General features: G+C 67.0%; 15 protein-coding genes. All 15 read left to right on the top strand.

The features are described from left to right. Positions 1-14: 14 nt before the first annotated feature. The 15 genes from H5T65_07430 to H5T65_07360 all read left to right on the top strand — a co-directional run bounded on the left by H5T65_07430 (position 15) and on the right by H5T65_07360 (position 21,848). Positions 15-899, top strand: a complete 885-nt coding sequence (locus tag H5T65_07430) for an ABC transporter permease (protein ID MBC7259065.1) — start codon at positions 15-17, stop codon at positions 897-899. 48 nt (positions 900-947) lie between these two features. Then, on the top strand, positions 948-3,026 hold the full coding sequence (locus H5T65_07425; GenBank protein MBC7259064.1) for an ABC transporter ATP-binding protein: 2,079 nt from the start codon (positions 948-950) through the stop codon (positions 3,024-3,026). A gap of 15 nt (positions 3,027-3,041) precedes the next feature. Beyond that, the gene (hutU, locus tag H5T65_07420; protein MBC7259063.1) at positions 3,042-4,691 is read left to right on the top strand and encodes a urocanate hydratase; all 1,650 of its coding nucleotides are present in this window, start codon (positions 3,042-3,044) and stop codon (positions 4,689-4,691) included. Positions 4,692-4,847: 156 nt separating this feature from the next. Continuing rightward, a complete protein-coding gene (hutH, locus tag H5T65_07415) occupies positions 4,848-6,413 on the top strand; it encodes a histidine ammonia-lyase (protein ID MBC7259062.1) in 1,566 nt (521 codons plus the stop codon). 18 nt (positions 6,414-6,431) lie between these two features. Then, positions 6,432-7,085, top strand: coding sequence for a CBS domain-containing protein (locus tag H5T65_07410; GenBank protein MBC7259061.1), 654 nt, complete (start codon positions 6,432-6,434; stop codon positions 7,083-7,085). Positions 7,086-7,103: 18 nt separating this feature from the next. Further along, the gene (locus H5T65_07405) at positions 7,104-8,117 is read left to right on the top strand and encodes a 4Fe-4S binding protein (protein MBC7259060.1); all 1,014 of its coding nucleotides are present in this window, start codon (positions 7,104-7,106) and stop codon (positions 8,115-8,117) included. Between the two features lie 8 nt (positions 8,118-8,125). Then, entirely contained in the window at positions 8,126-9,505 is a 1,380-nt protein-coding gene (locus H5T65_07400; GenBank protein ID MBC7259059.1) for a methylaspartate ammonia-lyase, read from the top strand. Between the two features lie 22 nt (positions 9,506-9,527). Beyond that, positions 9,528-10,967 (top strand): trimethylamine methyltransferase family protein, encoded by a 1,440-nt coding sequence (locus tag H5T65_07395; protein MBC7259058.1) that lies wholly within the window; start codon positions 9,528-9,530, stop codon positions 10,965-10,967. Positions 10,968-11,000: 33 nt separating this feature from the next. Then, positions 11,001-12,458, top strand: coding sequence for a trimethylamine methyltransferase family protein (locus H5T65_07390; GenBank protein MBC7259057.1), 1,458 nt, complete (start codon positions 11,001-11,003; stop codon positions 12,456-12,458). 6 nt (positions 12,459-12,464) lie between these two features. Beyond that, positions 12,465-15,218 carry a molybdopterin-dependent oxidoreductase gene (locus H5T65_07385; GenBank protein MBC7259056.1) on the top strand — a complete coding sequence of 918 codons (2,754 nt, stop codon included), beginning with the start codon at positions 12,465-12,467 and terminating at the stop codon, positions 15,216-15,218. Further along, on the top strand, positions 15,215-16,108 hold the full coding sequence (locus tag H5T65_07380) for an FAD binding domain-containing protein (GenBank protein MBC7259055.1): 894 nt from the start codon (positions 15,215-15,217) through the stop codon (positions 16,106-16,108). Before H5T65_07385 ends, H5T65_07380 begins: the two co-directional genes overlap by 4 nt. Positions 16,109-16,159: 51 nt before the next feature. After that, entirely contained in the window at positions 16,160-17,590 is a 1,431-nt protein-coding gene (locus H5T65_07375; GenBank protein MBC7259054.1) for a trimethylamine methyltransferase family protein, read from the top strand. Positions 17,591-17,755: 165 nt separating this feature from the next. Then, on the top strand, positions 17,756-19,189 hold the full coding sequence (locus H5T65_07370) for a trimethylamine methyltransferase family protein (protein MBC7259053.1): 1,434 nt from the start codon (positions 17,756-17,758) through the stop codon (positions 19,187-19,189). A gap of 35 nt (positions 19,190-19,224) precedes the next feature. Next, positions 19,225-20,472 (top strand): aminotransferase class I/II-fold pyridoxal phosphate-dependent enzyme, encoded by a 1,248-nt coding sequence (locus H5T65_07365; GenBank protein ID MBC7259052.1) that lies wholly within the window; start codon positions 19,225-19,227, stop codon positions 20,470-20,472. A 20-nt stretch (positions 20,473-20,492) separates the two neighbouring features. Beyond that, on the top strand, positions 20,493-21,848 hold the full coding sequence (locus H5T65_07360) for an MmgE/PrpD family protein (protein ID MBC7259051.1): 1,356 nt from the start codon (positions 20,493-20,495) through the stop codon (positions 21,846-21,848). The last annotated feature ends 94 nt before the right edge of the window (positions 21,849-21,942 follow it).

Below are 21,942 nucleotides of genomic sequence, written 5' to 3'. Positions count from 1 at the left end.
AAGGAGAAATGCGCATGACCGTCGCAGCGGACTTGGACCAGACGTATAGCACAAGGAAGCGCAAATGGCGGCGGGCGTGGGAGTCGGCGTCCGTCATCTTTCGCTCGCGAGTGGCGGTGGTGGGGCTGAGTATCGTGTTTTTCTGGGTGCTAGTGGCCATCTTCGCGCCGCTTCTGGCGCCCCATAGCCCCTTCGCCCAGGATTCCTCGGCGATCAACCAGGGCCCCAGCGCCCTGTACCCGCTTGGCACCGACCAGTTGGGCCGAGACATTCTGTCGCGTCTGATCTACGGTAGCCGCACGATTCTGCTCCTCGCGCCCATCTCGGTGCTTTGCTCTGTGGCGCTGGGCACGCTGCTCGGACTCATTGGGGGCTACTACGGCGGCCTGATAGACGAGGTGGTGATGCGCATCCTGGACGCCATTATGGCGTTCCCGACGATTCTGCTGTACCTCATCATCATCTCGGCAATTGGCCCGTCGGCGCTGAACGTGGTGCTGGCGATCACGTTTGTGGGGGCGCCGGGAATTGCGCGGCTGGTGCGCAGTCTGACGCTGGACATCCGTGCGCGCGATTTCGTCGCGGCGGCGAAACTGCGCGGCGATAGCGACTGGCGCATTATGTTCGTGGAGATTCTGCCCAACGCGCGGGGCCCGCTCATCATTGACGCTATGCTGCGCGTGGGCTACGCCATCTTCGCCATCGGCACGCTCGGCTTCCTGGGCCTGGGCCTGCCACCCCCGACACCGGACTGGGGCGGCATGATCAACGAGGCGCGCAAGTACATCTGGACGAATCCGCTGGGTGTCCTGTGGCCGGCTATCGCCATATCCAGCCTGGTGGTGGGGCTGAACCTGTTCGCCGACGGGCTGCGCGAGGAAACGACCCGCTACCAGTAGCCGTGCGGCTCTGGGCGCGAGTAGAACCGATATGAGAGGCAAGAGGGAATGCAGCAAGCGCGTAGTGCTCCGATTCTGAGGGTGCAGGACCTGGCCATCGCCTATGAGACACGAAAGGGCGATGTGAACGCGGTGCGCAATGTGTCGTTTGAGATACGCCGTGGCGAAACTCTGGGCATCGTCGGCGAGTCGGGCTGCGGGAAAAGCACCGTGGCCTTCGGCATCGTCAACTTCCTGGGGCGGAATGGGCGGATCACCAACGGGCGCATCCTCTTCCAGGGCCAGGACCTGGTAGGGCGCTCCGAAGAGGAACTGCGGCGGTTGCGCGGCGACCGCATTGCCATGGTGTACCAGGACCCGATGCAGGCGCTGAACCCGTCGCTGCGTATCGGCGAGCAACTGAGCGAGGTGCTGGTGGTGCATCGGGGCATGAAGCGCAAAGAGGCCGAGGATCGGTGCATCCAGATGCTTCGGCGTGTGTACATGCCCGACCCGGCCAACGTCATGCGGCGCTATCCGCACCAACTGTCGGGCGGCCAGCAACAGCGCGTGGTCATTGCCATGGCCCTGCTCAACGACCCGGCGCTGCTCATCATGGACGAGCCGACGACGGCCCTGGACGTTACCGTGGAGGCGGCGGTCCTGGACCTGGTGGAGGAACTGCAGAAGGACTTTGACACGGCCATCATGTACATCAGCCATAACCTGGGCGTCATCGCCCGCGTGTCGGACAGCGTGGGGGTGATGTACGCGGGCGAGTTGGTTGAGCGCGCCTCGGTGGAGGATGTGTTCCTGCAGCCGCATCATCCGTACACGCAGGGGCTGATGCGCTGCGTGCCCAGGCTGGGCATGGACAAGGCCAGTAGTTACCTGTACCCCATCAAGGGGCGAGTGCCGCCGCCAGATAGGCTCCCGCCCGGGTGCGTCTTTGAGCCGCGTTGCCCCTACGCGCGGCCCGACTGCAGCCTAAGCCGGCCCGATTTGCGGGAGGTGGCTCCGGGCCATTGGGCGCGTTGCCTGTTTGCCGAGGAGGTGGTGCAATCGGACTGGGCGCCGTCGGAAGAGGTGCCTGTCCGTCTGCCTGCTGTGCAGGGGACCGCGGACGAGAAGCCGCTGCTCAGCGTGCGCAACGCCCGCACGTACTACGAGGTGCCGTCTCGCCAGATCATGGGGCGCAAGCAGGTAGTGAAGGCGGTGGACGGCGTGAGCGTGGAGGTGAGGCGCGGTCAGACGCTGGGCATCGTCGGCGAATCGGGCTGCGGCAAGACCACACTCGTCAAGACGATCGTTGGGATGGAGAAGCCGACCGGCGGCGAGTTTGAGTTCATGGGCATGGACATCTCGGTGCCGGTCTCCAAGCGCAGCATGGAGATCATCCGCAACTTGCAGATGGTCTTCCAGAATCCCGACTCCACGCTCAATCCGTCGTTCAGCGTGGGGCAGCAGATCGCCTGGCCGCTGCGCCGATTCCGGAATATCCCGCGCAAGGATGTGCGCCGCGAGGTGGTGCGCCTGCTGGAGATGATGAAGTTGGGCGAGCGGTATTACGACCGCTTGCCGCGCCAGTTGAGCGGCGGCGAGAAGCAGCGCGTGGGCATCGCGCGGGCCATCGCGGGCCTGCCCGCCATGGTGCTGTGCGATGAGCCGGTGTCGGCGCTGGATGTGTCGGTGCAGGCGGCGGTGCTTAACCTGTTGCTGGAGATTCAGGCCGAACTGGGGACGACGATGGTCTTCATCGCCCACGACTTGAGCGTGGTGCGGTTCTTCTGCGACTACATCGCGGTCATGTACCTGGGGCATGTGGTGGAGTCGGGCCCCGCCGAGGCCATCTACGCGCCGCCGTACCATCCCTACACCGAGGCGCTGCTGTCGGCGGTGCCGTTCCCCGACCCGACGGTGAAGCAGAAGAGCATCCGCCTGAGCGGCACGGTGCCCAGTGCGCTGAACCCGCCCAGCGGCTGCCGGTTCCATACGCGCTGCCCGCGCAAACTGGGCGAGATCTGCGAGCGAGAGACCCCGCCATGGCAGGAGGCCGGCAACGGGCATCGGATTTTCTGCCACATTCCGCTGGACGAACTGCGGAAGACGGAGGCGGTGGTCGTCGCGCCGAGCAAAACCGAAAACTAGAGGGAGTATAGAGGTATGGCGAGGCGAGTCGTACATCCACCTACGGGTACCCAACTGACATGCAAGAACTGGCTCATAGAGGCTGCGTATCGCATGATCCAGCACAACCTGGATCCCGACGTGGCCTTTGACCCCGACAACCTCATTGTGTACGGGGGGAGCGGCAAGGCGGCCCGCAACTGGGAATGCTTTGACGCCATCCTGGATAGTTTGCGCAACCTGGAGCCCGACGAGACGCTGCTGGTGCAGAGCGGCAAGCCCGTCGCCATCTTCAAGACCCACACCGATGCCCCTCGCGTGCTCATTGCCAACTCCAACTTGGTGCCGGCCTGGGCCACGCAGGACTACTTTGACGAACTGGAGCGCAAGGGCCTCATCATGTACGGCCAGATGACGGCCGGAAGTTGGATTTACATCGGCACACAGGGCATCCTGCAAGGGACCTACGAGACGATGGCGGCGTGCGCCAAGGCCCAGGGCTGGCCCAGCCTGAAGGGCAAGTTCGTGCTCACCGCGGGCCTGGGCGAGATGGGCGGCGCTCAGCCCCTTGCCGTTACCATGAACGAAGGTGTGGCGCTGGTGGTGGAGATTGACCGCTGGCGGGCCGAGCGCCGACTGCGCACCGGCTACCTGGACCGCATCGCCGAGAACATAGAAGAGGCGATGACGTGGGTGGAGGAGGCGGTAGCCGCGGAGAAGCCGCTGTCGGTCGGGCTGATCGGCAATGCCGCCGAGGTGCTGCCCGAACTGGTGCAGCGCGGCGTCGTGCCCGACGTGGTAACCGACCAGACGAGCGCCCATGACCCCCTGCGCTACTTCCCGCGCGGCATGACCTTTGAGGAGGCCAAGGCCCTGCGCGAGCGCGACCCCGAAGCGTTCAAGCGCCGCGCCATGGAGTCCATGGCGGCCCACGTGCAGGCCATGCTGGACTTCCAGGCGAAGGGGAGCGTGGTCTTTGATTACGGCAACAACATCCGCCAGCGGGCCTATGATATGGGCGTCAAGAACGCCTTTGACTTCCAGGGGTTCGTGCCGCTGTACATCCGCCCGCTTTTCTGCGAGGGCAAGGGGCCATTCCGCTGGGTGGCGCTTTCGGGCGACCCCGAAGACATCTACGTAACCGACCAGGTTATCATGGACCTTTTCCCGCACGACGAGCACCTGGTGCGCTGGATCAAGATGGCGCAGAAGAAGGTCAAGTTCCAGGGCCTTCCGTCGCGCATCTGCTGGCTGGGGTACGGCGAGCGCGCCAAGGCCGGCCTGGCCTTCAACGACTTGGTGGCCAGCGGTAGGGTGAAGGCCCCCATCGTCATCGGGCGCGATCACCTGGACGCCGGTTCGGTGGCGTCGCCGCGCCGCGAGACGGAGGGGATGAAGGACGGCTCTGACGCCATCTCCGACTGGGCGATTCTGAACGCGCTCATCAACGCGGTGAACGGCGCCACGTGGGTGAGTTTCCACCACGGCGGGGGCGTGGGCATCGGCTACAGCCAACACGCGGGCATGGTCATCGTGGCCGACGGCACGCCCGAAGCCGCACGCCGATTGGAGCGCGTCCTGACCACCGACCCAGGGATGGGCGTGGTGCGCCATGCGGACGCCGGCTACGAGCGGGCCATCCAGGTGGCGAAAGAGCGCGGCGTGAAGATTCCTATGCTGAAATAGACTCGGTTCTCAAGTTCGTCGGTGTCGGACATTGCGCAAGGCAGAGCGTTCAGGTCAGGTGCGACGCACCTCGCAGGTGCGTCGCACCTGAAGAGAATGTGAGAACCGAATCCAGAAGTACACACAACGGTGGAGCGTTTGGACTTGGTTTCTCTGCTGGTGATTGACGGAAACAGCCTCACCCTGAAGGATGTAGTCGCGGTCGCCTACGCGCCGGCCAGGGGCCAGAGCCTGGAGGTCGCCCTGTCCGAGGAGAGTTGCGCGCGGGTGCGGCGGGCCGAAAGGGCCGTGCAGGAGTTCATCGCCCGCGGCGAGATTGTGTACGGCGTTACGACGGGGTTCGGGGCCTTCAAGGGGCGCATCATCCCGCCCGACCAGGTTCGCCAATTGCAGCGCAATATCCTCATGAGCCACGCCGTGGGGGTAGGGGAGCCGCTGGACGAGCCGACGGTGCGCGCCATGATGCTCATCCGCGCCAATGCCCTCGCCAAGGGGCATTCGGGCATCCGCTTGGAGACGCTGCAACTGCTGCTGGACATGCTGAACCGCGGGGTGCATCCGGTGGTGCCCGCGCAGGGGTCGCTGGGAGCCAGCGGGGATCTGGCTCCCCTGGCGCACATGGCGCTGCCCATCATCGGCCTGGGCGAGGCGGTGTACCAGGGTGAGCGGCTGCCCGGCGCCGAGGCGCTGGCGCGGGCCGGTCTGCGCCCCACGACGCTGGAGGCCAAGGAGGGGCTTGCCCTCACCAACGGCACCGCCCTGATGGCGGCCATCGGCGCGCTGACCACGTGGCAGGCCGAGAACCTGTCGCGCGTGGCCGACATCGCGGGCTGCCTGACCCTGGAGGCCACCTACGGGACGCCGCGCGCTTTTGACGCCCGCATCCACGCCGCGCGGCCGCACCCCCGCCAGGTGGAATGCGCCGCCTACCTGCGCCGCCTGATAGAAGGCAGCACCTACACCCGCCCCGACGACCCGCTCAACGTCCAGGATGCCTACACGTTGCGCTGCATCCCGCAGGTGCACGGCGCGGTGCGCGACGCCATCGCCTACGCCCGTTGGGTGCTGAGCATAGAACTGAACGCGGCCACCGACAACCCGCTCATCTTCATTGACGAGGACACCGGCGAGGCGACGGTGCTGTCGGGCGGGAACTTCCACGGCGAGCCGCTGGCCATCGCCATGGATTACCTCAGCCTGGCGCTCACCGAGTTGGGCAACATGTCCGAGCGGCGGCTGGCCCGCCTCACCGATGAGTCCAGCAACGCGGAGACGTTGCCCGCGTTCCTGACCCGCGAAGGCGGCCTGAATTCGGGCTTCATGCTCACCCAATACACCGCCGCGGCGCTGGCGTCGGAGAACAAAGTCCTGGCGCATCCGGCCAGCGCTGACACCATCCCGACCTCGGCCAACATAGAAGACCACGTGAGCATGGGGCCGACCGCGGCGCGCCATGCGCGGAGGATCGCGGCCAACGTGGAGCGGATTCTGGCGCTGGAACTGATGGCCGCGGCGCAGGGCATTGACTTCAGGCGGGCCATCCTCGGCCCGAACGCGCGCCTGGGCAAGGGCACCCAGGCCGCCTACTCGCTAATTCGGCAACATGTCCCGTTCCTGGAACGCGATGACGTGATGTATCCGTACATAGAATCGGTTACGGCGCTTGTGGCGACCGGCGCCCTGACCAGGGCCGTGGAAGACGCCCTGGCCGACAATGGCTAGGCGCTTAGGAGGAGACCCATGCTTGTGAGAGACTACATGACCCGCCACCCATTTATGGCCGAGCCGTCCATGTCCATCGTGGAGGCGCAGCGCCTTATGGGCGAGAACAACATCCGCCACCTTCCCGTTGTGGGCGAAGGGAAGCGGCTGCTGGGGCTGGTAACGCGGAGTTCGCTTCTGGTAGACCCGGGCCGGCTTAGCAGCCTGGACGTGTGGGAGATCGCCCGCTACTTGGCGGGTCTCACGGTCAAGGACGTGATGATCAGGGCGCGGGACGTGATCACGATCCATCCCGACGCGACGATAGAGGAGGCAGCCCGGGTGATGGTAGACCGCAAGGTGGGCTGCCTGCCCGTCTTGGAGGACGGGGTTGTGGTGGGCATTCTCACCGATACCGACATGCTGGCGCACCTGATGCAGATGATGGCGGCGGGCACGCCGGCGGTGCGCGTTACCGTTCGCATGCCGGACGTGCGCGGGGAACTGGCGAAACTGGTGGGCGCCATCGCCGCGCAGGGGTGGGGCATTCTGGCCCTGGGCGGCGCGCCCGCCCCGCGCGAACCGGGCAAGTGGGATGCCGTCGTCAAGATTCGCTACGTTACGAAAGACCAGGTCGCGGCGGCCCTGTCCGGTGTAGAAGGCCAACAGATCGTAGACATACGGGAATGCTAACCGAAACCGAGTGCTAACATGACCCTGACGGAAGAGTTCATTCGGGTTTTTGACGTTTGGGAGCCGGCGCGCCCCTATCTTGCCATGATGGTGGACGAAGCCGAGATGGCGCTGGTGCTGACCATGCGCGGCGAGGCGCTTTCGCCGTTGGAGGTGGCGCAGCGTATGGGCCTGCCCGCGGAGCAGGCGGAGGGTCTCCTGCAGCGGGCCTATCGGCGTGGTATCGTCAACAAGTCGGGCGAGGGCGAGGGGGCGACCTACTCGGCGGCGGATTTCTACACCCGCCTGGACGTTTTCGCCAAGTACGAGAACTGGGACGACATCCCCCCGGCCGACCGCAAGGCCATCCATCGGCGCTACCTGGACGAGTTCATCGCGCGCGTGCGGCCCAAGGTGGAGCAACTCATGGCAGGCGCGCCCTCGGCCGATGGCCTTCACAACAACGACATCCTGCTGCTCCACGAAGTGGAGGAGATGCTGGACGCGGCCACCGACATCGTCGTTCAGCCGTGCGACTGTCGCCGCCTGGCGCAGAACTGCGACCGCCCCGTGGAGACCTGCATCTGGCTGGACAAGTCGGCGCGCGAGGCGCTGGACAGGGGCCACGGTCGGCGGCTGACGCGCGACGAAGCCAAGGCTCTGGTGCGCAAGGCGGACAGGAAGGGCCTGATGCACACCGGCGACAGCGAGTGGCGGACGAACGGGCTGTCGCCTATCTGCAACTGCTGCGCCTGCGATTGCTATCCCTTCAACGCGGCCCGCGAAATCGGCAGCAAGGGGGTGTGGCCGCGAAGCCGCTACGTGGCCGCCCACGACCGCGCCGCGTGCTCCTTCTGCGGCCTGTGCGTCCGGCGCTGCCACTTCGGGGCCTTCTACCACGACGGTGGCGAAGTAACCGTGGCCGGAAAGACCGCGCGCAACGTCCAATTTGACCCCGCCCTGTGCTGGGGCTGCGGGCTGTGCGCCAACTCGTGCCCGACCGGCGCTATCGTCATGCGTCCGCTCGCTCCCGCCCCCGAAGGGACACGGTGAGACAGCGTATGCCCGCGATTGTGCGTCTCCTCGCCGTCCCTGCGGTGGGCGGCTACTACTGCGAAGACCTGGCGGCCCTGCAATCGCGTCCCATGCCTATCCCCGACCGTTACGCCGCGCCCGCCGTTACGCCCGGCTTTCGCCGTGTGCGCGAGGTGGCCGAGGCGGTGTCGGTGGGGCTGGCGCTGGACGACGGGCGCGTGGCCTGGGGCGATTGCGTCGCCGTGGCCTATTGCGGCAAGGCGGGGCGCTGGCCGGTGTTCCGCGCCGCGGAGGGTGTGGCGACGCTGCGCACGGTGGTCGCGCCCGCCCTGGAGGGCCAGCCGCTGACCGCGTTCCGTCCGCTGGCCGAGGCTGTGGAGGGCCTGACGGAGTCGGTCGTTGAGGAGCGTCCTGTGAAAGCGCCCAAGGGGCAGCAGGGCGGGCTGTCCCGCCGCGACCTGCTGACGGGGCGCTTTGCGCGCGCCGAGGGGGCCGAGTCGCCCGGCGTGGAGCGTGTCATGGTAACGCGGTCCCTGCACACGGCGGTGCGCTACGGCGTGAGCCAGGCGCTGCTCGGGGCGGCGGCCCTGGCGCGTGGCCTCACCATGGCCGAGGTCATCGCCGACGAATGGGGCCTGCCTGCGCCATCGGAGCCAGTGCCCATCCATGCCCAATCGGGCGGCGACCGATACGCCAACGTGGACAAGATGATCGCCCGACGGGTGGCCTCTCTCCCCCATGCGCTGGTGGACGACATCCCCGAGCAGTTGGGCAGCGACGGCTCCAAACTGGTGCAGTACGCCCGCTGGGTCAAGGAGCGCATCCAGGCGCTGGCGGGCGCGGACTACCGGCCCACCATCCACCTGGACGTGCATGGGACGCTGGGGCAGATTTTTGACAACAACCTGGGCAAGGTGCTGGGCGCCCTGTACGCCCTGGAGTCGGCGGTGAAGCCCTACCCGCTGCGGGTGGAGTGTCCGGTGATGCTCGCCAGCCGCGAGGCGCAGATAGACGCCATGCGCACGCTGCGCGACTACGTGCGGGCGCGCGGCCTTCAGGTGCAACTGGTGGCCGACGAGTGGGCCAATACGCTGGACGACATCCGCGCCTTCGTGGACGCCCAGGCCGCCGACATGATTCAGATCAAGATGCCCGACCTGGGGAGCGTCCACAACGCGGTGGATGCCGTCCTTGCGTGCAAGCAGGGCGGCGTGGGCGCGTTCCTCGGAGGCAGTTGCGCGGAGACCGACCTGTCGGCCCGCATGAGCGTCCACGTGGCGCTGGCCACGCGCCCGGACATCCTGATGGCGAAGCCAGGGATGGGCGTGGACGAGGCCGTGATGCTCACTCAGAACGAGATGGGGCGCGCCCTGGCCGAGATGGCGCACAGGTGCGCTGCTCAATAAGATTCTTATGGGAGAGAAAGGGATGAAATCGGCAAATCGCATCGTGTTCACATCGCCACAGTTTGCGCTCCTTTCGGAGCAGCAGAAGCAAGATTTGCACCTGGCCGCGCTGGAAGTGTTGCGCCGTACCGGCGTGCGGTTCCACCATCGGGGCGCGCTGGAGATGCTCAAGAAGGCGGGCGCGTTCGTGTCCGACGGGAACTTGGTGAAGTTCCCGGCTCGGCTGATCACCGAGGCGCTGTCGTCGCCGCCGAGCCGCGTCGTCATGTGCGACCGAGACGGCGCTCCGGCCATGCTTCTGGAGGGCACGAAGACCCACTTCGGCACGGGGTCGGACTGCCTGAACTTCCTGGATCCCGAAACGGGGGCCCATCGCCCGTTCACCCAGGCCGACATCGTGAACGGCTATCGCCTCTGCGACGCGCTGCCCAACATTCACTTCGTCATGTCCATCGGCATCCCGTCCGACGTGAATCCGGCGCTGACGTATGACGTGCAGATGGCGCTGATGCTGGAGCACACCACCAAGCCCATTGTCTTCGTTACGAACGATGGCGCCAGTTGTCGGCGGGCGATAGACATGGCCGCTGCCGTCGCCGGCGGGCACGAGGCCCTGCGCGAGCAGCAGCACATCCTGCTCTACTCCGAGCCGTCGTCGCCGCTCCAGCAGTCGGAGACGGCTGTGGATAAGTTGCTCCTCATGGCAGAATACGAACTGCCGGTGGTGCATTCGCCTGGGCCGCAGATGGGCGCGACGGCTCCTATCACGATGGCGGGCGGCCTGGTGATGTCGCTGGCGGAAATCCTGAGCGGCCTGGTTGTCCACCAGTTGCACAGGCCCGGCGCGCCGTTCGTCTTCGGCGCGGGACTTCACCACATGGACATGGGCGCCATGCAGATTTGCTACGCGTCGCCCGAGTTCCAGTTGACCAAGGCGGCGGTGGCCGAGATGGGGCGCTGGTATGGGCTGCCCACGTGGGGCTACGCGGGTTGCTCGGACGCGAAGGTGATGGACGAGCAGGCGGCGCTGGAAGCCATGCTGTCGGTGCTCATGGCCAAACTCAGCGGCGCCAATCTCATCCACGACGTGGGCTACATGGAGAGTGGCCTGACCACATCGTTTGAAATGATCGTGCTCACGGACGAGTTGGTGGGCATGGCCGATCATCTGATGAAGGGGATTGAGGTCAGCGACGCCACGCTGATGGTGGACGAACTGGACGCCGTCGGCCCGGGCGGCAACTTCCTGTCAACCCGCGCCACGGTTCAGCGGTTCCGCGAGTTCTGGTTCCCCGGCCTGCTGGATCGCAAGACGCGCCCGCAGTGGCTAGAAACGGGGGCCACCACGCTGGGCCAGCGGCTCACGGGCCGGGTGAGGGAGATTCTGGCCGAACACCGTCCCAAGCCCCTGCCCGCCGAGGTCAGGCAGAAGGTTTGGGACATCGTCTCCGGCGCCAATTAGCACAGGCCGAATTCCATTGCGAAGAGGGTTCAAGTGGATACCAACTACAGCGCTCATCAGACTCCGCAGTTCCGCGTCCTTTCCGACGCGCAAGCCCGCGCCATCTATCACGGCGCGCTGGAGGTGCTGAACCGCACCGGTGTGCATGTGCACAACAGCGAGGCGCGGGAGTTGATGGCGAAGGCCGGGGCGCGCGTGGATGGCGTGCGAGTGCGCATTCCGCCCCACATCGTGCAGGATGCCATCGCCGCGACGCCCCGCACGTTCACGCTGTGGAGCAGGGATGGCAAGCCGCGCATTCAGGTTGTCCCCGACCGCGTCCACTTTGGCCCGGGGCTGACGAACACGTATTTCATAGACCCGGAGACCGGCGAACGGCGCAAGACGCGGCGGGGCGACCCGGCGCTCACGGCCAGGGTGTGCGACGCCCTGCCGAACATAGACTACGTGATGGGGCTGGGCCTCATCGGCGACGTGCCGCCGAACCTGGCCCCCGTGTACGAGTTCGCCGAGATGGTGGCGAACACGACGAAGCCGGTCATGGCGTGGGCGTACAACGTGGGCAACGTGCGCGACATCTACGACATCGCCGTAGCCGTGGCCGGCAGCGAGCACGCCTTGCGCGCGCGGCCCTTCCTGGCGTTCTTCGCGACGTTCCAGTCCCCGCTGATGGCCACCGACCACGACCTGGCCAACGTGCTGTGGATGGCCGAGCGCGGCATCCCCATCATCTACCTCGGCGGGGGCACGGCGGGCAGCACGGCGCCCATCACCGGCGCGGGGCTTCTGGTGTCCTACCTGGCGGGCGCGCTCACGGGGCTGGTCGCCGTCCAACTGAAGGCGCGCGGCGCTCCGGTGTGCATCGGCGGCGTGCCCGAACCGACGGACCTGCGCACCAGTCGCCCGGCCTACGGCGGCCCCGAGATGAGCCTGTACAGCGCGGCTATGTCGGACCTCTCGCGCTCCCTGGGCGTGCCGTTCATGGGCACGGCGGGCGCGTCCGAGGCGAAAGTGCTGGACCTGCAGGCGGCGATTGAGAGCACGGTGCAGGTGCTGATGTCTGGCCTGAGCGGGGCCAGCTTGGTGCACGATGTGGGCTTCCTGGACTGCGCCGACATCGGCTCGCTGGAGTCGGTCATCATGAACGATGAGATCATCGCCATGGCGCGGCGCATCCTGCGGGGGATTGAGGTCAGCGACGCGACGATGATGCTGGACCTGATTGACAAGGTTGGCCCCGGCGGCGAGTTCATGTCCACCAAAGAGACGGCCAAACTGTGCCGCTCGGAAATCTGGATGCCGACCATCTTTGACCGCAGCCCGTGGGTAACCTGGGAGCAGGAAGGCGCGCTGACCACGCTGGATCGCATTCGCAGGAAACTGCGCGACATCCTCGCGAATCACCGCGTGCCGCCGCTGCCCGCCGAGACCGAGGTACGCATCCGCGCCATCCTGGAAGCCGCCGAAGCGCGGGAGCGAGGGGGCAGGTAGGCGGACATGGAGGCGACCATCTCCTTCACACTGAACGGGAAGGACGTAACGGTTCGGACCGACCCCGCGCGCACCCTGCTGGAGGTGCTGCGCAACGATCTGGGCCTGACGGGCACCAAGCAGGGGTGCGACCTGGAGGGCGAATGCGGGGCGTGCACCGTGCTGCTGGACGGCGTGCCGGTGCGATCGTGCCTGGCCCCCGTGGGCAAGGTGCACGGGCGCAGCGTCCTGACGGTGGAGGGGCTTGGGGATCCCGAGCGCCTGCATCCGGTGCAGAAGGCCTTCGCCGAGGCGGGGGCCGTGCAGTGCGGCTACTGTACCCCTGGCATGATCATGGGCGCGGCGGCGCTCCTGATGCGCAATCCCAACCCAAGCCGCGCCGAGATCGTGGAGGCGCTGGAGGGCAATCTGTGCCGCTGCACGGGCTACACCAAGATCGTGGTAGCCGTGGAACTGGCGGCGGCGCGGATGCGGGGCGAGGCGGCAGAGGCCGCTGTGTCCGGCGAGAAGGTCATCGGCGGCGATTCTCTTCGCGTGGACGTGGCCGAGCGCGTAACCGGCCGCACGCGCTACGTGGAGGACATCCCCTTGCCCGACGCGCTCCACGTGCGGGTGGTGCGCAGCCCTCACTTTCACGCCCGCGTGGTGGCGCTGAATGCCGACAAGGCCCTGCGGGTGCCGGGCGTGCTCCGCGTGCTCACGGCCGCCGACATCCCAGGCCAGAACAGCATTGAGGGATACAGCAAAGACGAGACGGTGCTCGTGCCCGTCGGGGGCACCGTCAAGATGATCGGCGACGCGGTGGCGCTGGTGGTGGCGACGACGCCCGAAGCCGCCCAGGCTGGCGCGGAAGCGGTGGAGGTGGACTACGAACCCCTGCCTGCGGTGCTGGACCCGCAGGAGGCGCTCGCGCCCGACGCCGTGAGCATCCACGCCGATGGCAACGTGCTGGGCACGTTCGCGGTGGCCCACGGCGACGCCGACGAGGCCCTGGCGGCCAGCGACGTGCGCGTGGACGCCACATACCGCACGTCGTACCTGGAACACGCCACGCTGGAACGGGAGGCGGCGCTGGGCTACATAGACGAAGACGGGCGCATTACCGTTGTCAGCGGGACGCACGAACCCCACTGGCATCGCGATTTCGTCGCGCCGGTCTTGGGACTGGAGCCGTCGCAGGTGCGGGTCATCATGCCGCCCACGGGCGGGTCCTTCGGCAAGCGACAGGACCCGTGGCTGGCGGCGGCAACGGCGCTGGCGGTGTACCACATGCGACGCCCGGTGCGCATCGCCTACACGCGCCGCGAATCCTTTGACGCCTCGCCCAAGCGCCATCCGTACACGTGCCAGTATGCGGTGGGGGCGACCAATGACGGCGAACTGACGGGGCTTCGCCTGCGGATCACGGCAAACACGGGCGCGTATGACTCCGGCGGCTACTGGATTCCCAACTACGCCGTGGTGGCGGGGGGCGGGCCTTACCGCTGGCGGGGCGTGGACGCCTTCGCGCAGAGCGTGTATACCAACGGCCCCAAGTCGGGCCAGATGCGCGGGTATGGCACGCCCCAGTCCAACTTCGCCCTGGAGTGCACGCTGGACGAGTTGATTCAGCGCCTGGGCGACGACCCCATTGAGTTCCGGCTACGCAATGCCATTCGCCAGCACGAAGCGACGTGGCTGGGGTATCCCGTGGCCGAGACGCTGGGCTACCGGCAGGTGCTGGAAGCCATCCGCCCGCGCTATCAGGCGTTGGAGGAGGCGGCGCGCGCCTTCAACGAAAGCGAGCGCGGCCCCTGGCGCAAGGGCGTGGGCCTAGCCGGCATGTGGTACCGCTTCGGCAAATACGGGATTCCGCGCGTGGCGGCCGAGGCCGAGTTGGGGCTGGACGGGCGCTTCGTGGTGTACTGCTCCGCGCCGGACTACGGACAGGGCATCGCGACGGTGATGGTGCAACTGGCCGCCGAGACGCTGGGCGTGTCGCGCGACGCCGTTCGGCTGGTGAACGCGGACACGGCGACCACGTTGGACAGTGGGGTGCCTGGAGCCTCGCGGGCCACCTATTGGGTCGGGGGCGCCGTGTGCCGCGCGGTAATGAGCCTGCGCGAGGTGGTGGCCGAGGCGGCGTCGGAGATGCTGGATTGCCCGCCCTCGGCTGTCGTGCTGACCGACGACCGTGTGATGGTGCAGGGCGACGCCGCCCGCTCCGTGGGGCTGCGCGAGGTCGCCGCCGAGATGGAGCGGCTGGGCCAATCGCGCAAGGTTACGGGCGTCTTTGACCTTCGCGAGCAGTTTCCCCAGCACGAGCGGGAGGTGTACACGCCGCACTTCGTTACCGGCGCGCACGTCGCCGAGGTGCTGGTGAACGTGGCCACGGGGCAAGTGCGCGTAACGCGGGTAGTGGCGGCGCACGACGTGGGCCGCGCCATCAACCCGCGCGACGCCCAGGGTCAGGTAGAGGGGGCCGTCGTCATGGGCCTGGGCGCGGCGCTTCTGGAGGAATACGTCCCCGGCGTTACCACCGGCTTCGCCGACTATTACATCCCGACGGCCAAAGCCATGCCGGAAATAGAGGTGATCCTGATAGAGGTGCCGAGTTATCAAGGCCCGTTCGGCGCGAAGGGGCTGGGTGAGGCGGCCACTCTACCCGCAGCGCCGGCCATCGTGAACGCCATCTCGCGGGCCATCGGGGCGCGCATCCGCGAGATTCCCGCCACGCCCGAGCGCGTGCTGATGGCGATGCGACAGGGAGGGCAGCGATGACGCGCTATTGCATAGCCGCTTCCGTTGAGGAGGCGCTGGCGTTGCTGGAAGAGCACGGCGGCGAGGCGCGCATCGTGGCGGGCGGGACCGATGTCATGGTAGACATGCGCAAGGGGAAGATCGCGCCGCGCTGCCTGGTGGACATCACGCGGATTCCGGAACTGCGCCAGGTAACGGTTGAGGGCGAGTGGGTGAACGTTGGGGCCGCGGTAACGTTTGCGGAAATCCGCCAGCATCCCTTCATCGCCCAGAACGTGCACGTGCTGGCCGAGGCGGCGCGGTGCGTTGGGGCCTTGCCCATCCAGACCGCCGCGACGTGGGCCGGCAACATCGTGCAGGCGATGCCCGCCGCCGACGGGGCGCTGGCTGCCGTTGCGCTGCGGGCCGAGGCGCGCATTGTGAACGCGACGGGGGCGCAGTGGAGGCCGGTGGAGTCGCTGTTCGTGCGGCCGGGGGTGTCGGCGGTGAACCCCTGCCGCCAGATCATCACCCACATCCGCTTTCGCGTGCCGCAGGGCTTGTGGGGCAGCGCGTGGAGCCGCGCGGGCCGCCGCGAATCGCTGGTCTTGCCCACGCTCAACTGCGGCGCTTGCTTGACCCTGGGCGCGGATGGCGCGGTGCAGGATGCGGTCATCGCCCTGGGGCCGGTCGCGCCGAGGCCGTTTCGCTCTCGCCAGGCCGAGGCGTTCCTGTGCGGCAAAATCCCGGACTCGGCGACGCTGGCCGAGGCCGGCCGCATTGCCCAGGGCGAGTCCAACCCGCGCACGAGTCCGACGCGCGCGTCTCGCGAGTATCGCCTGGCGCTCATCCCGGCGATGGTGGCGCAGACATTGGAAGTCGCGGTGGATCGCGCCGCGAAGCGAGCGAGTTATCAGCCGCCCCCACGGTAGCATGGGCGGCTGCGTACTTTCAACTTCAATCATCTGGAGGAGGAACCTACTATGACTGTCAGTACCCAGGCATTCCCCAGGCTGGGGATGCTCACAAACGACCAGTGCGAAGTCATTCACCGCGCGTCGCTGGAGATTCTGCGGCGAACGGGCGTGCGCGTGTACCACGAGGAGGCGCTGGCCCTGCTGCGCCAGGCCGACGTAACCATCACCGATGGTAACCTGGTGCGCTTCCAGCCGGGCTTGGTGGAATGGGCGCTGGCCCAGGCCCCCTCGCGCATCGCCCTGTGCAAGCGGGGGAGCAATGAAGTGGGCGCGGCGCTGGAAGGCCGCAACGTGAACTTCGGCACCGGCTCCGACTGCCCCAATTACCTGGACCCGCGCACGGGTCAGGTGCGGCCCTTCACGGTGGCCGACGTGGTGGACGCCATCCACGTGGTGGACGCGCTGCCCGAACTCCAGTTCTGTATGTCCATGGGCATTCCGTCGGATCTGAAGACGGCCAACGCTTACCGTCATCAGTTTGCGCTCATGCTGGAGAACACGACGAAACCCCTCGTCTTCGTGTGCGACGACCGCGCCGACTGCGAGGCCATCGCGGCCATGGCGGCTGCGGCGGCGGGCGGCATGGAGCAACTGCGCCTGAACCCCACGCTCCTGTTGTACTCGGAGCCTTCCACGCCGCTGAAGCATTCCGAGACGGCGACGGGCAAGTTGCTCTTCATGGCCGAGAACATGCTGCCCATCGTGCATTCGCCCGCGCCGATGATGGGCGGGACCGCGCCCGTAACCATGGCGGGGGCGCTGGCGTTGGGCAACGCCGAGACGCTGTCCAGCCTGGTCATGCATCAGTTGAAGCGGCCGGGCGCGCCGTTTGTGTACGGCAGCGGCCTGCACCACATGGACATGAAGACCACCATCAGCGTGTACGGCGCGCCGGAGTTCCAGTTGGCCCGCGTGGCCGTGGCCGAGATGGGGCGGTTCTACGGCCTGCCCACGTGGGGCTACGCCGGCCACTCGGACAGTTGCGCCCTGGACGAGCAGGCGGCGGCCGACGCGACATTCTCGGTTCTGGTGGCGCTCCTGGCGGGCAACAACCTGGTGCACGACGTGGGCTACCTGGAGGCGGGGCTGACCACGTCGCCGGAGATGATCGTGTTCACCGCCGAGATCATCGGGATGATGCGCAAGTTCATGGGCGGCGTCACGCTGGACGCCGAGTCGTTGGCGCTGGATGTCATCCACAAGGTGGGGCCGGGGGGCGACTTCCTGACCCAGAAGCACACGCTGAAGCATTTCCGCGACCTGTGGGAGCCGTCGCTGTTCAGCCGCCAGCGCATGGAGGATTGGGTGGCGCAGGGGAGCAAGCGCCTGGGCCAGCGGCTGAAGGAGAAGACGCTCAGCATCCTGGAGGAGCACAAGCCGCAACCCTTGCCCGACTCGGTGCGCGCGGAGATTGCGTATATCCTGAAGGGCGCGTGAGGGGACGCGGCGGCAACCGCAGCGGGCGAACACGGGCGGACACGTAGGTTCGCCCGTACAGGCGGGCGGCGCGGGCAAACGTACCAACTTTGACAGCAAATGTGTTATATCCTATAATGTGATATATCACATTGCCGGAGGGAGAAGATGCTGCAAACGCATGGAATGAGCATGACCAGCGCGCACTACTGTCGCCTGGGGCAGCAGGAGCGCGAGAAAATCCACGCCGCCAGCCTGGAGATTCTCCAGCGCGTGGGCGTGGACGTGCACGATGAACGGGCGCGCGCTCTCCTGGTGAAGGGCGGCGCCAAGGCCGACGGCATCCGCGTCCGCATTCCCGAGCACATGGTCATGAAGGCGCTGGCGGTTACGCCCAAACAGATCACCCTCTACGACCGACACGGCAGGGTGGCCATCCGCGCGCGGGACTACAACACGTACTACGGCGGCGGCTCCGACTGCCTCAACATCCTGGACCACCGCACGGGCCAGCGCCGCAAGCCGACGCTCAACGACGTGCGCGACGCCGCCATCGTGCAGGACGCGCTCCCCGAGATAGATTTCGTCATGTCCATGTTCCTGCCCGAGGACGTGGATCAGCGCATCTACGACCGCTACCAGATGGAGGTGATGCTGAACAACACCACCAAGCCCATCGTGTTCGTTACGCCCGACTTTGAGGGCTGCGTGGCGGCGGTGGAGATGTGCGAGGCGGTGGCGGGTGGGGCGGAAGCCTTCCAGCGGCGGCCCTTCGCCGTCTGCTACATCAACGTTACGTCGGGCCTCATCGCCAACGCCGAGGCGCTGCAGAAGTGCATGTACTTCGCCGAGAAGGGCCTGCCGCAACTGTACATCCCGCTGAACGCTGGCGGCGTCAACTCGCCGGTAACCACTGCCGGCTGCACCGCGACGATGAATGCGGGCACGCTTCTGGGCATCGTGCTGGCGCAACTGGTGCGCGAAGGCTCGCCGGTGGCGGTGCCGGGCTGGAACGGCGGGCCGTACAATCTCCAAACGATGGTGGGCAACTACGTGCTGGCCGAGGAGCAGGGCGTTCCCACCGAGATGGGCAAGTTCTACGGGCTGCCGGTGTTCGGGCTGGGCGGCTCCACGGACTCCAAGGTGCTGGACCAGCAGTGTGCTGCCGAGGCGACCATCAGCCTGTTCACCGCGCTCTTGCACGGCGCCAACATCGTGCATGATGTGGGGTTCATGGACGCGGGGCTGCAAGGCTCGCTGCAACTCATGGCCATCTGCAATGACCTTATCGGCTTTCTGCGCGCCGCGACGGCGGGCGTGCCGGTGAACGATGAGACGCTGGCGCTGGACGTGGTGGACGAACTGGGCCCCACCGGCAACTACCTGGAGCACAAGCACACGCTGCGCAATTTCAAGAAGGCGTACTACTCGCGCCTGGCCGACAAGCGCGTGTACTCGCAGTGGGTGGAGATGGGCGCGACGACCATGGAGCAGCGCGCCGCCCAGCAAGTGGACAAGATTCTCGCCGAGCACAAGCCCGAACCACTCCCCGAAGACGTGCAGCGCGCTATCCGCCGCATCGTGGAGCGCGAGCAGGAGCGCGTCAGCGCCAGGCCCTAGGCCTGCAATAGCACGACAGACGGAGGAAGATGTGTATGCCGCACGATGACGAACGCTTTTTCATGCGCAAGCCCTGGGTTTACGACCCCACGCGCAAGCCACCCCGGCGCGCTGACGCCGATTGGGGTTTCAACACGCGGGCGCTCCACGCCGGCTTTCGGCCTGGCAAGGACCTGGAGAAGTTCCGCTCGTTTGTTCCGCCGATCGTGCAGTCCATGACCTACCCCTACGAGCGATTTGACAAGATTCCCTACCCGGTCTATGGTCGCACCAAGACGCCTACGGCCGCGATTCTGGAGGAGCGGCTGGCGTCGCTGGAAGGCGGCGAGGCGGCGGTTACGGCAGCGTCGGGGTCGCAGGCGCTGTTCAACCTCATCTTCACCATCGCGCGGCCGGGCGACAACGTCGTTACGAGCCTGCACATCTTCGGCGAGGGCTACAAGCAGGCGGCGACCATCTTCCCCGAACGCTGCAATGTGGATTTCCGCTTCGTCAAAAACCCTGCGCGACCCGAGTCGTGGGACCGCGAGATTGACCGCCGCACGCGCCTGGTGTGGGTGGAGACGCCCAGCAACCCGTGCCTGTTCGTAACGGACATCGCGGCGGTGGCCGAGGTGGCCCACGCCCACGGCGTGCCGCTCCTGGTGGACAACACGACGGCGACGGCGGCGCTCCAGCGGCCCATGGACCTGGGGGCCGACATCGTGCTGCTGTCCATCACCAAGTTCCTGGCGGGCAATGCCACGGTGCTGGGCGGGGCCATCGTGGGGCCCGAGGCGCTGGTGGAAGACATCCGCTGGAACACGACGGAGTTCGTCGGCGCCATCATGCAGCCGTTTGACTCGTGGATGACGCTACAATTCCTGGAGACGCTGTCGCTGCGCATGGAGCGGCACAGCGCCAACGCGCAGAAGGTGGCCGAATTCCTGGCGGCGCACCCGAAAGTGGAGCGCGTCAACTATCCGGGCCTGCCGAGCCATCCGCAGTACGAACTGGCGCGGCGGCAGATGAGGGCAGGCGGCGGGCTGCTGTCCTTCGTGGTGCGCGGTGGCATGCGCGGCGCGGCGACGGTGATTGATGCCTTCCGCCTGATCACCCATGCCGTTACCTTCGGCACGAGCCGCACGATTTGCATGCACCCGCCCACCATCACCCACGAGCACATGACGCCCGAGGAGCGAGCGGCAGCGGGCATTGACGACGGCCTGATTCGCCTGTCGGTCGGGCTGGAAGACCCGCAGGACATCATCCAGGATCTGGAGCAGGCGCTGGCGCAGTTGTAAGTCCAACAAAGGAGGTTGATATGGCTTGGGATGGCTCGGACATCGCGGCCCGATTTGTGGCCGATATCCGCTGGGCTGACCTGCCGCCGACGGTTCGGCGCATGGCGCGCATGGCGGCGATGGACACGCTGGGCGCGACGATCCCCGGCACGCGCACGCCGGTGAGCCGCATCACGGCGCGCTACGCTGCGAGGACGTGGCCGGGCGACGCGGCGACGATTCTCCTGCACGGAAGCCGCGCCTCGGCCATCGGGGCGGCCTTTGCCAACGGGTACGCGGCCAATGGGATTGACATTGACGACTGCGGCCTGTTCACCAAGGGGCACCCGGGCGCGCAGTTGTTCCCGACGGCGCTGGCGGTGGCCGAATCGTTGGGGCGCAGCGGCGCGGAGATGCTCACCGGCCTCGTGGTGGGCTACGAGGTGGCGCACCGCACCGCCCGCATCTGGCACGCGACGCACAACGTGTACCAGGCGTGCGGGTCGTGGGGGTCGGTGGCGTGCGCGGCGGTGGCTTCGCACCTCATGCGCCTGCCCGTCCCGACGGTGCGCCAGGCGCTGGGCATCGCCGAGTACCACGCGCCCAACCTGCCCATGATGCGCGACATTGACCATCCGGCCATGGTGAAGCACGGCATCGGATGGGGCGCGATGAACGGCATCATCTCGGCGCAACTGGCCGCGGAGGGGTTCACCGGTATCCCCAGCGTGCTGGAAATGGCCGAGCACGCCGACTGGGTGCGGGACATCGGCGCGAAGTACATCATGACCGAGGGCATCGCCTGGAAGGAATACGCCTGCTGCGCCTGGACGCACGCCGCGCTGAAGGCGGCCACCGACCTGGTGCGCCAGCACAACATCGCGGTGGGCGATATCGCCCACATCCGCGTGGAGTCGCCGTGGGTGGGCGTGCGCCTGGGCACGCGGCTGCCCACCACCACCGAGGAAGCGCAGTTCAACATGGCGTGGCCGCTGGCGGCCATCCTTGTAGATGGCGAAGTTGGCCCCGAGCAGATTCTGGAGCACCGCTACGACGACCCCGAGATTCGTGCCCTTGCGCAGAAGATAGAACTGTCGGAGACCGACGAACTGAACCGCCTGTATCGCCTGGCGGAGACGGGCGACCTGAGCGGCAAGTACGCGTGCGCCGTCGCCATTCGGACGCAGGACGGGCGCGAGTTCTACTCGGGCATCGTGGAGGGCAACATCAACTACCCGCAGACCGGCTGGGACGAGGCGCGGGTTGAGGCGAAATTCCGCTGGCTTGTCGCCCCCATGCTGGGAGATAAGCGCACCGACCGCCTGGTGGACACCCTGTGGCATCTGGACGAGGTCGCCGACGTGCGCGAACTGGTGGCGCAGTTGCGCGAGGTGTGAGCGGGGCGAATCCAGCCCGCGGATTTGTAACCGCGAATGAACGCGAATCCACGCGAATAGGGAACGTGCGACGCACCTCCAAGGTGCGTCGCAC

The organism is Chloroflexota bacterium (assembly GCA_014360805.1).
In the GTDB taxonomy this organism is placed as follows: Bacteria; Chloroflexota; Anaerolineae; order DTLA01; family DTLA01; genus DTLA01.
This window is presented reverse-complemented; position numbering and strand designations above follow the sequence as displayed.

Bases quoted from the DNA above. Each gene is read 5' to 3' on its own strand.
- H5T65_07430 (MBC7259065.1), top strand. From the start codon at position 15: ATGACCGTCGCAGCGGACTTGGACCAGACGTATAGCACAAGGAAGCGC.
- H5T65_07425 (MBC7259064.1), top strand. From the start codon at position 948: ATGCAGCAAGCGCGTAGTGCTCCGATTCTGAGGGTGCAGGACCTGGCC.
- hutU (MBC7259063.1), top strand. From the start codon at position 3,042: ATGGCGAGGCGAGTCGTACATCCACCTACGGGTACCCAACTGACATGC.
- H5T65_07410 (MBC7259061.1), top strand. From the start codon at position 6,432: ATGCTTGTGAGAGACTACATGACCCGCCACCCATTTATGGCCGAGCCG.
- H5T65_07405 (MBC7259060.1), top strand. From the start codon at position 7,104: ATGACCCTGACGGAAGAGTTCATTCGGGTTTTTGACGTTTGGGAGCCG.
- H5T65_07400 (MBC7259059.1), top strand. From the start codon at position 8,126: ATGCCCGCGATTGTGCGTCTCCTCGCCGTCCCTGCGGTGGGCGGCTAC.
- H5T65_07395 (MBC7259058.1), top strand. From the start codon at position 9,528: ATGAAATCGGCAAATCGCATCGTGTTCACATCGCCACAGTTTGCGCTC.
- H5T65_07385 (MBC7259056.1), top strand. From the start codon at position 12,465: ATGGAGGCGACCATCTCCTTCACACTGAACGGGAAGGACGTAACGGTT.
- H5T65_07380 (MBC7259055.1), top strand. From the start codon at position 15,215: ATGACGCGCTATTGCATAGCCGCTTCCGTTGAGGAGGCGCTGGCGTTG.
- H5T65_07375 (MBC7259054.1), top strand. From the start codon at position 16,160: ATGACTGTCAGTACCCAGGCATTCCCCAGGCTGGGGATGCTCACAAAC.
- H5T65_07370 (MBC7259053.1), top strand. From the start codon at position 17,756: ATGAGCATGACCAGCGCGCACTACTGTCGCCTGGGGCAGCAGGAGCGC.
- H5T65_07365 (MBC7259052.1), top strand. From the start codon at position 19,225: ATGCCGCACGATGACGAACGCTTTTTCATGCGCAAGCCCTGGGTTTAC.
- H5T65_07360 (MBC7259051.1), top strand. From the start codon at position 20,493: ATGGCTTGGGATGGCTCGGACATCGCGGCCCGATTTGTGGCCGATATC.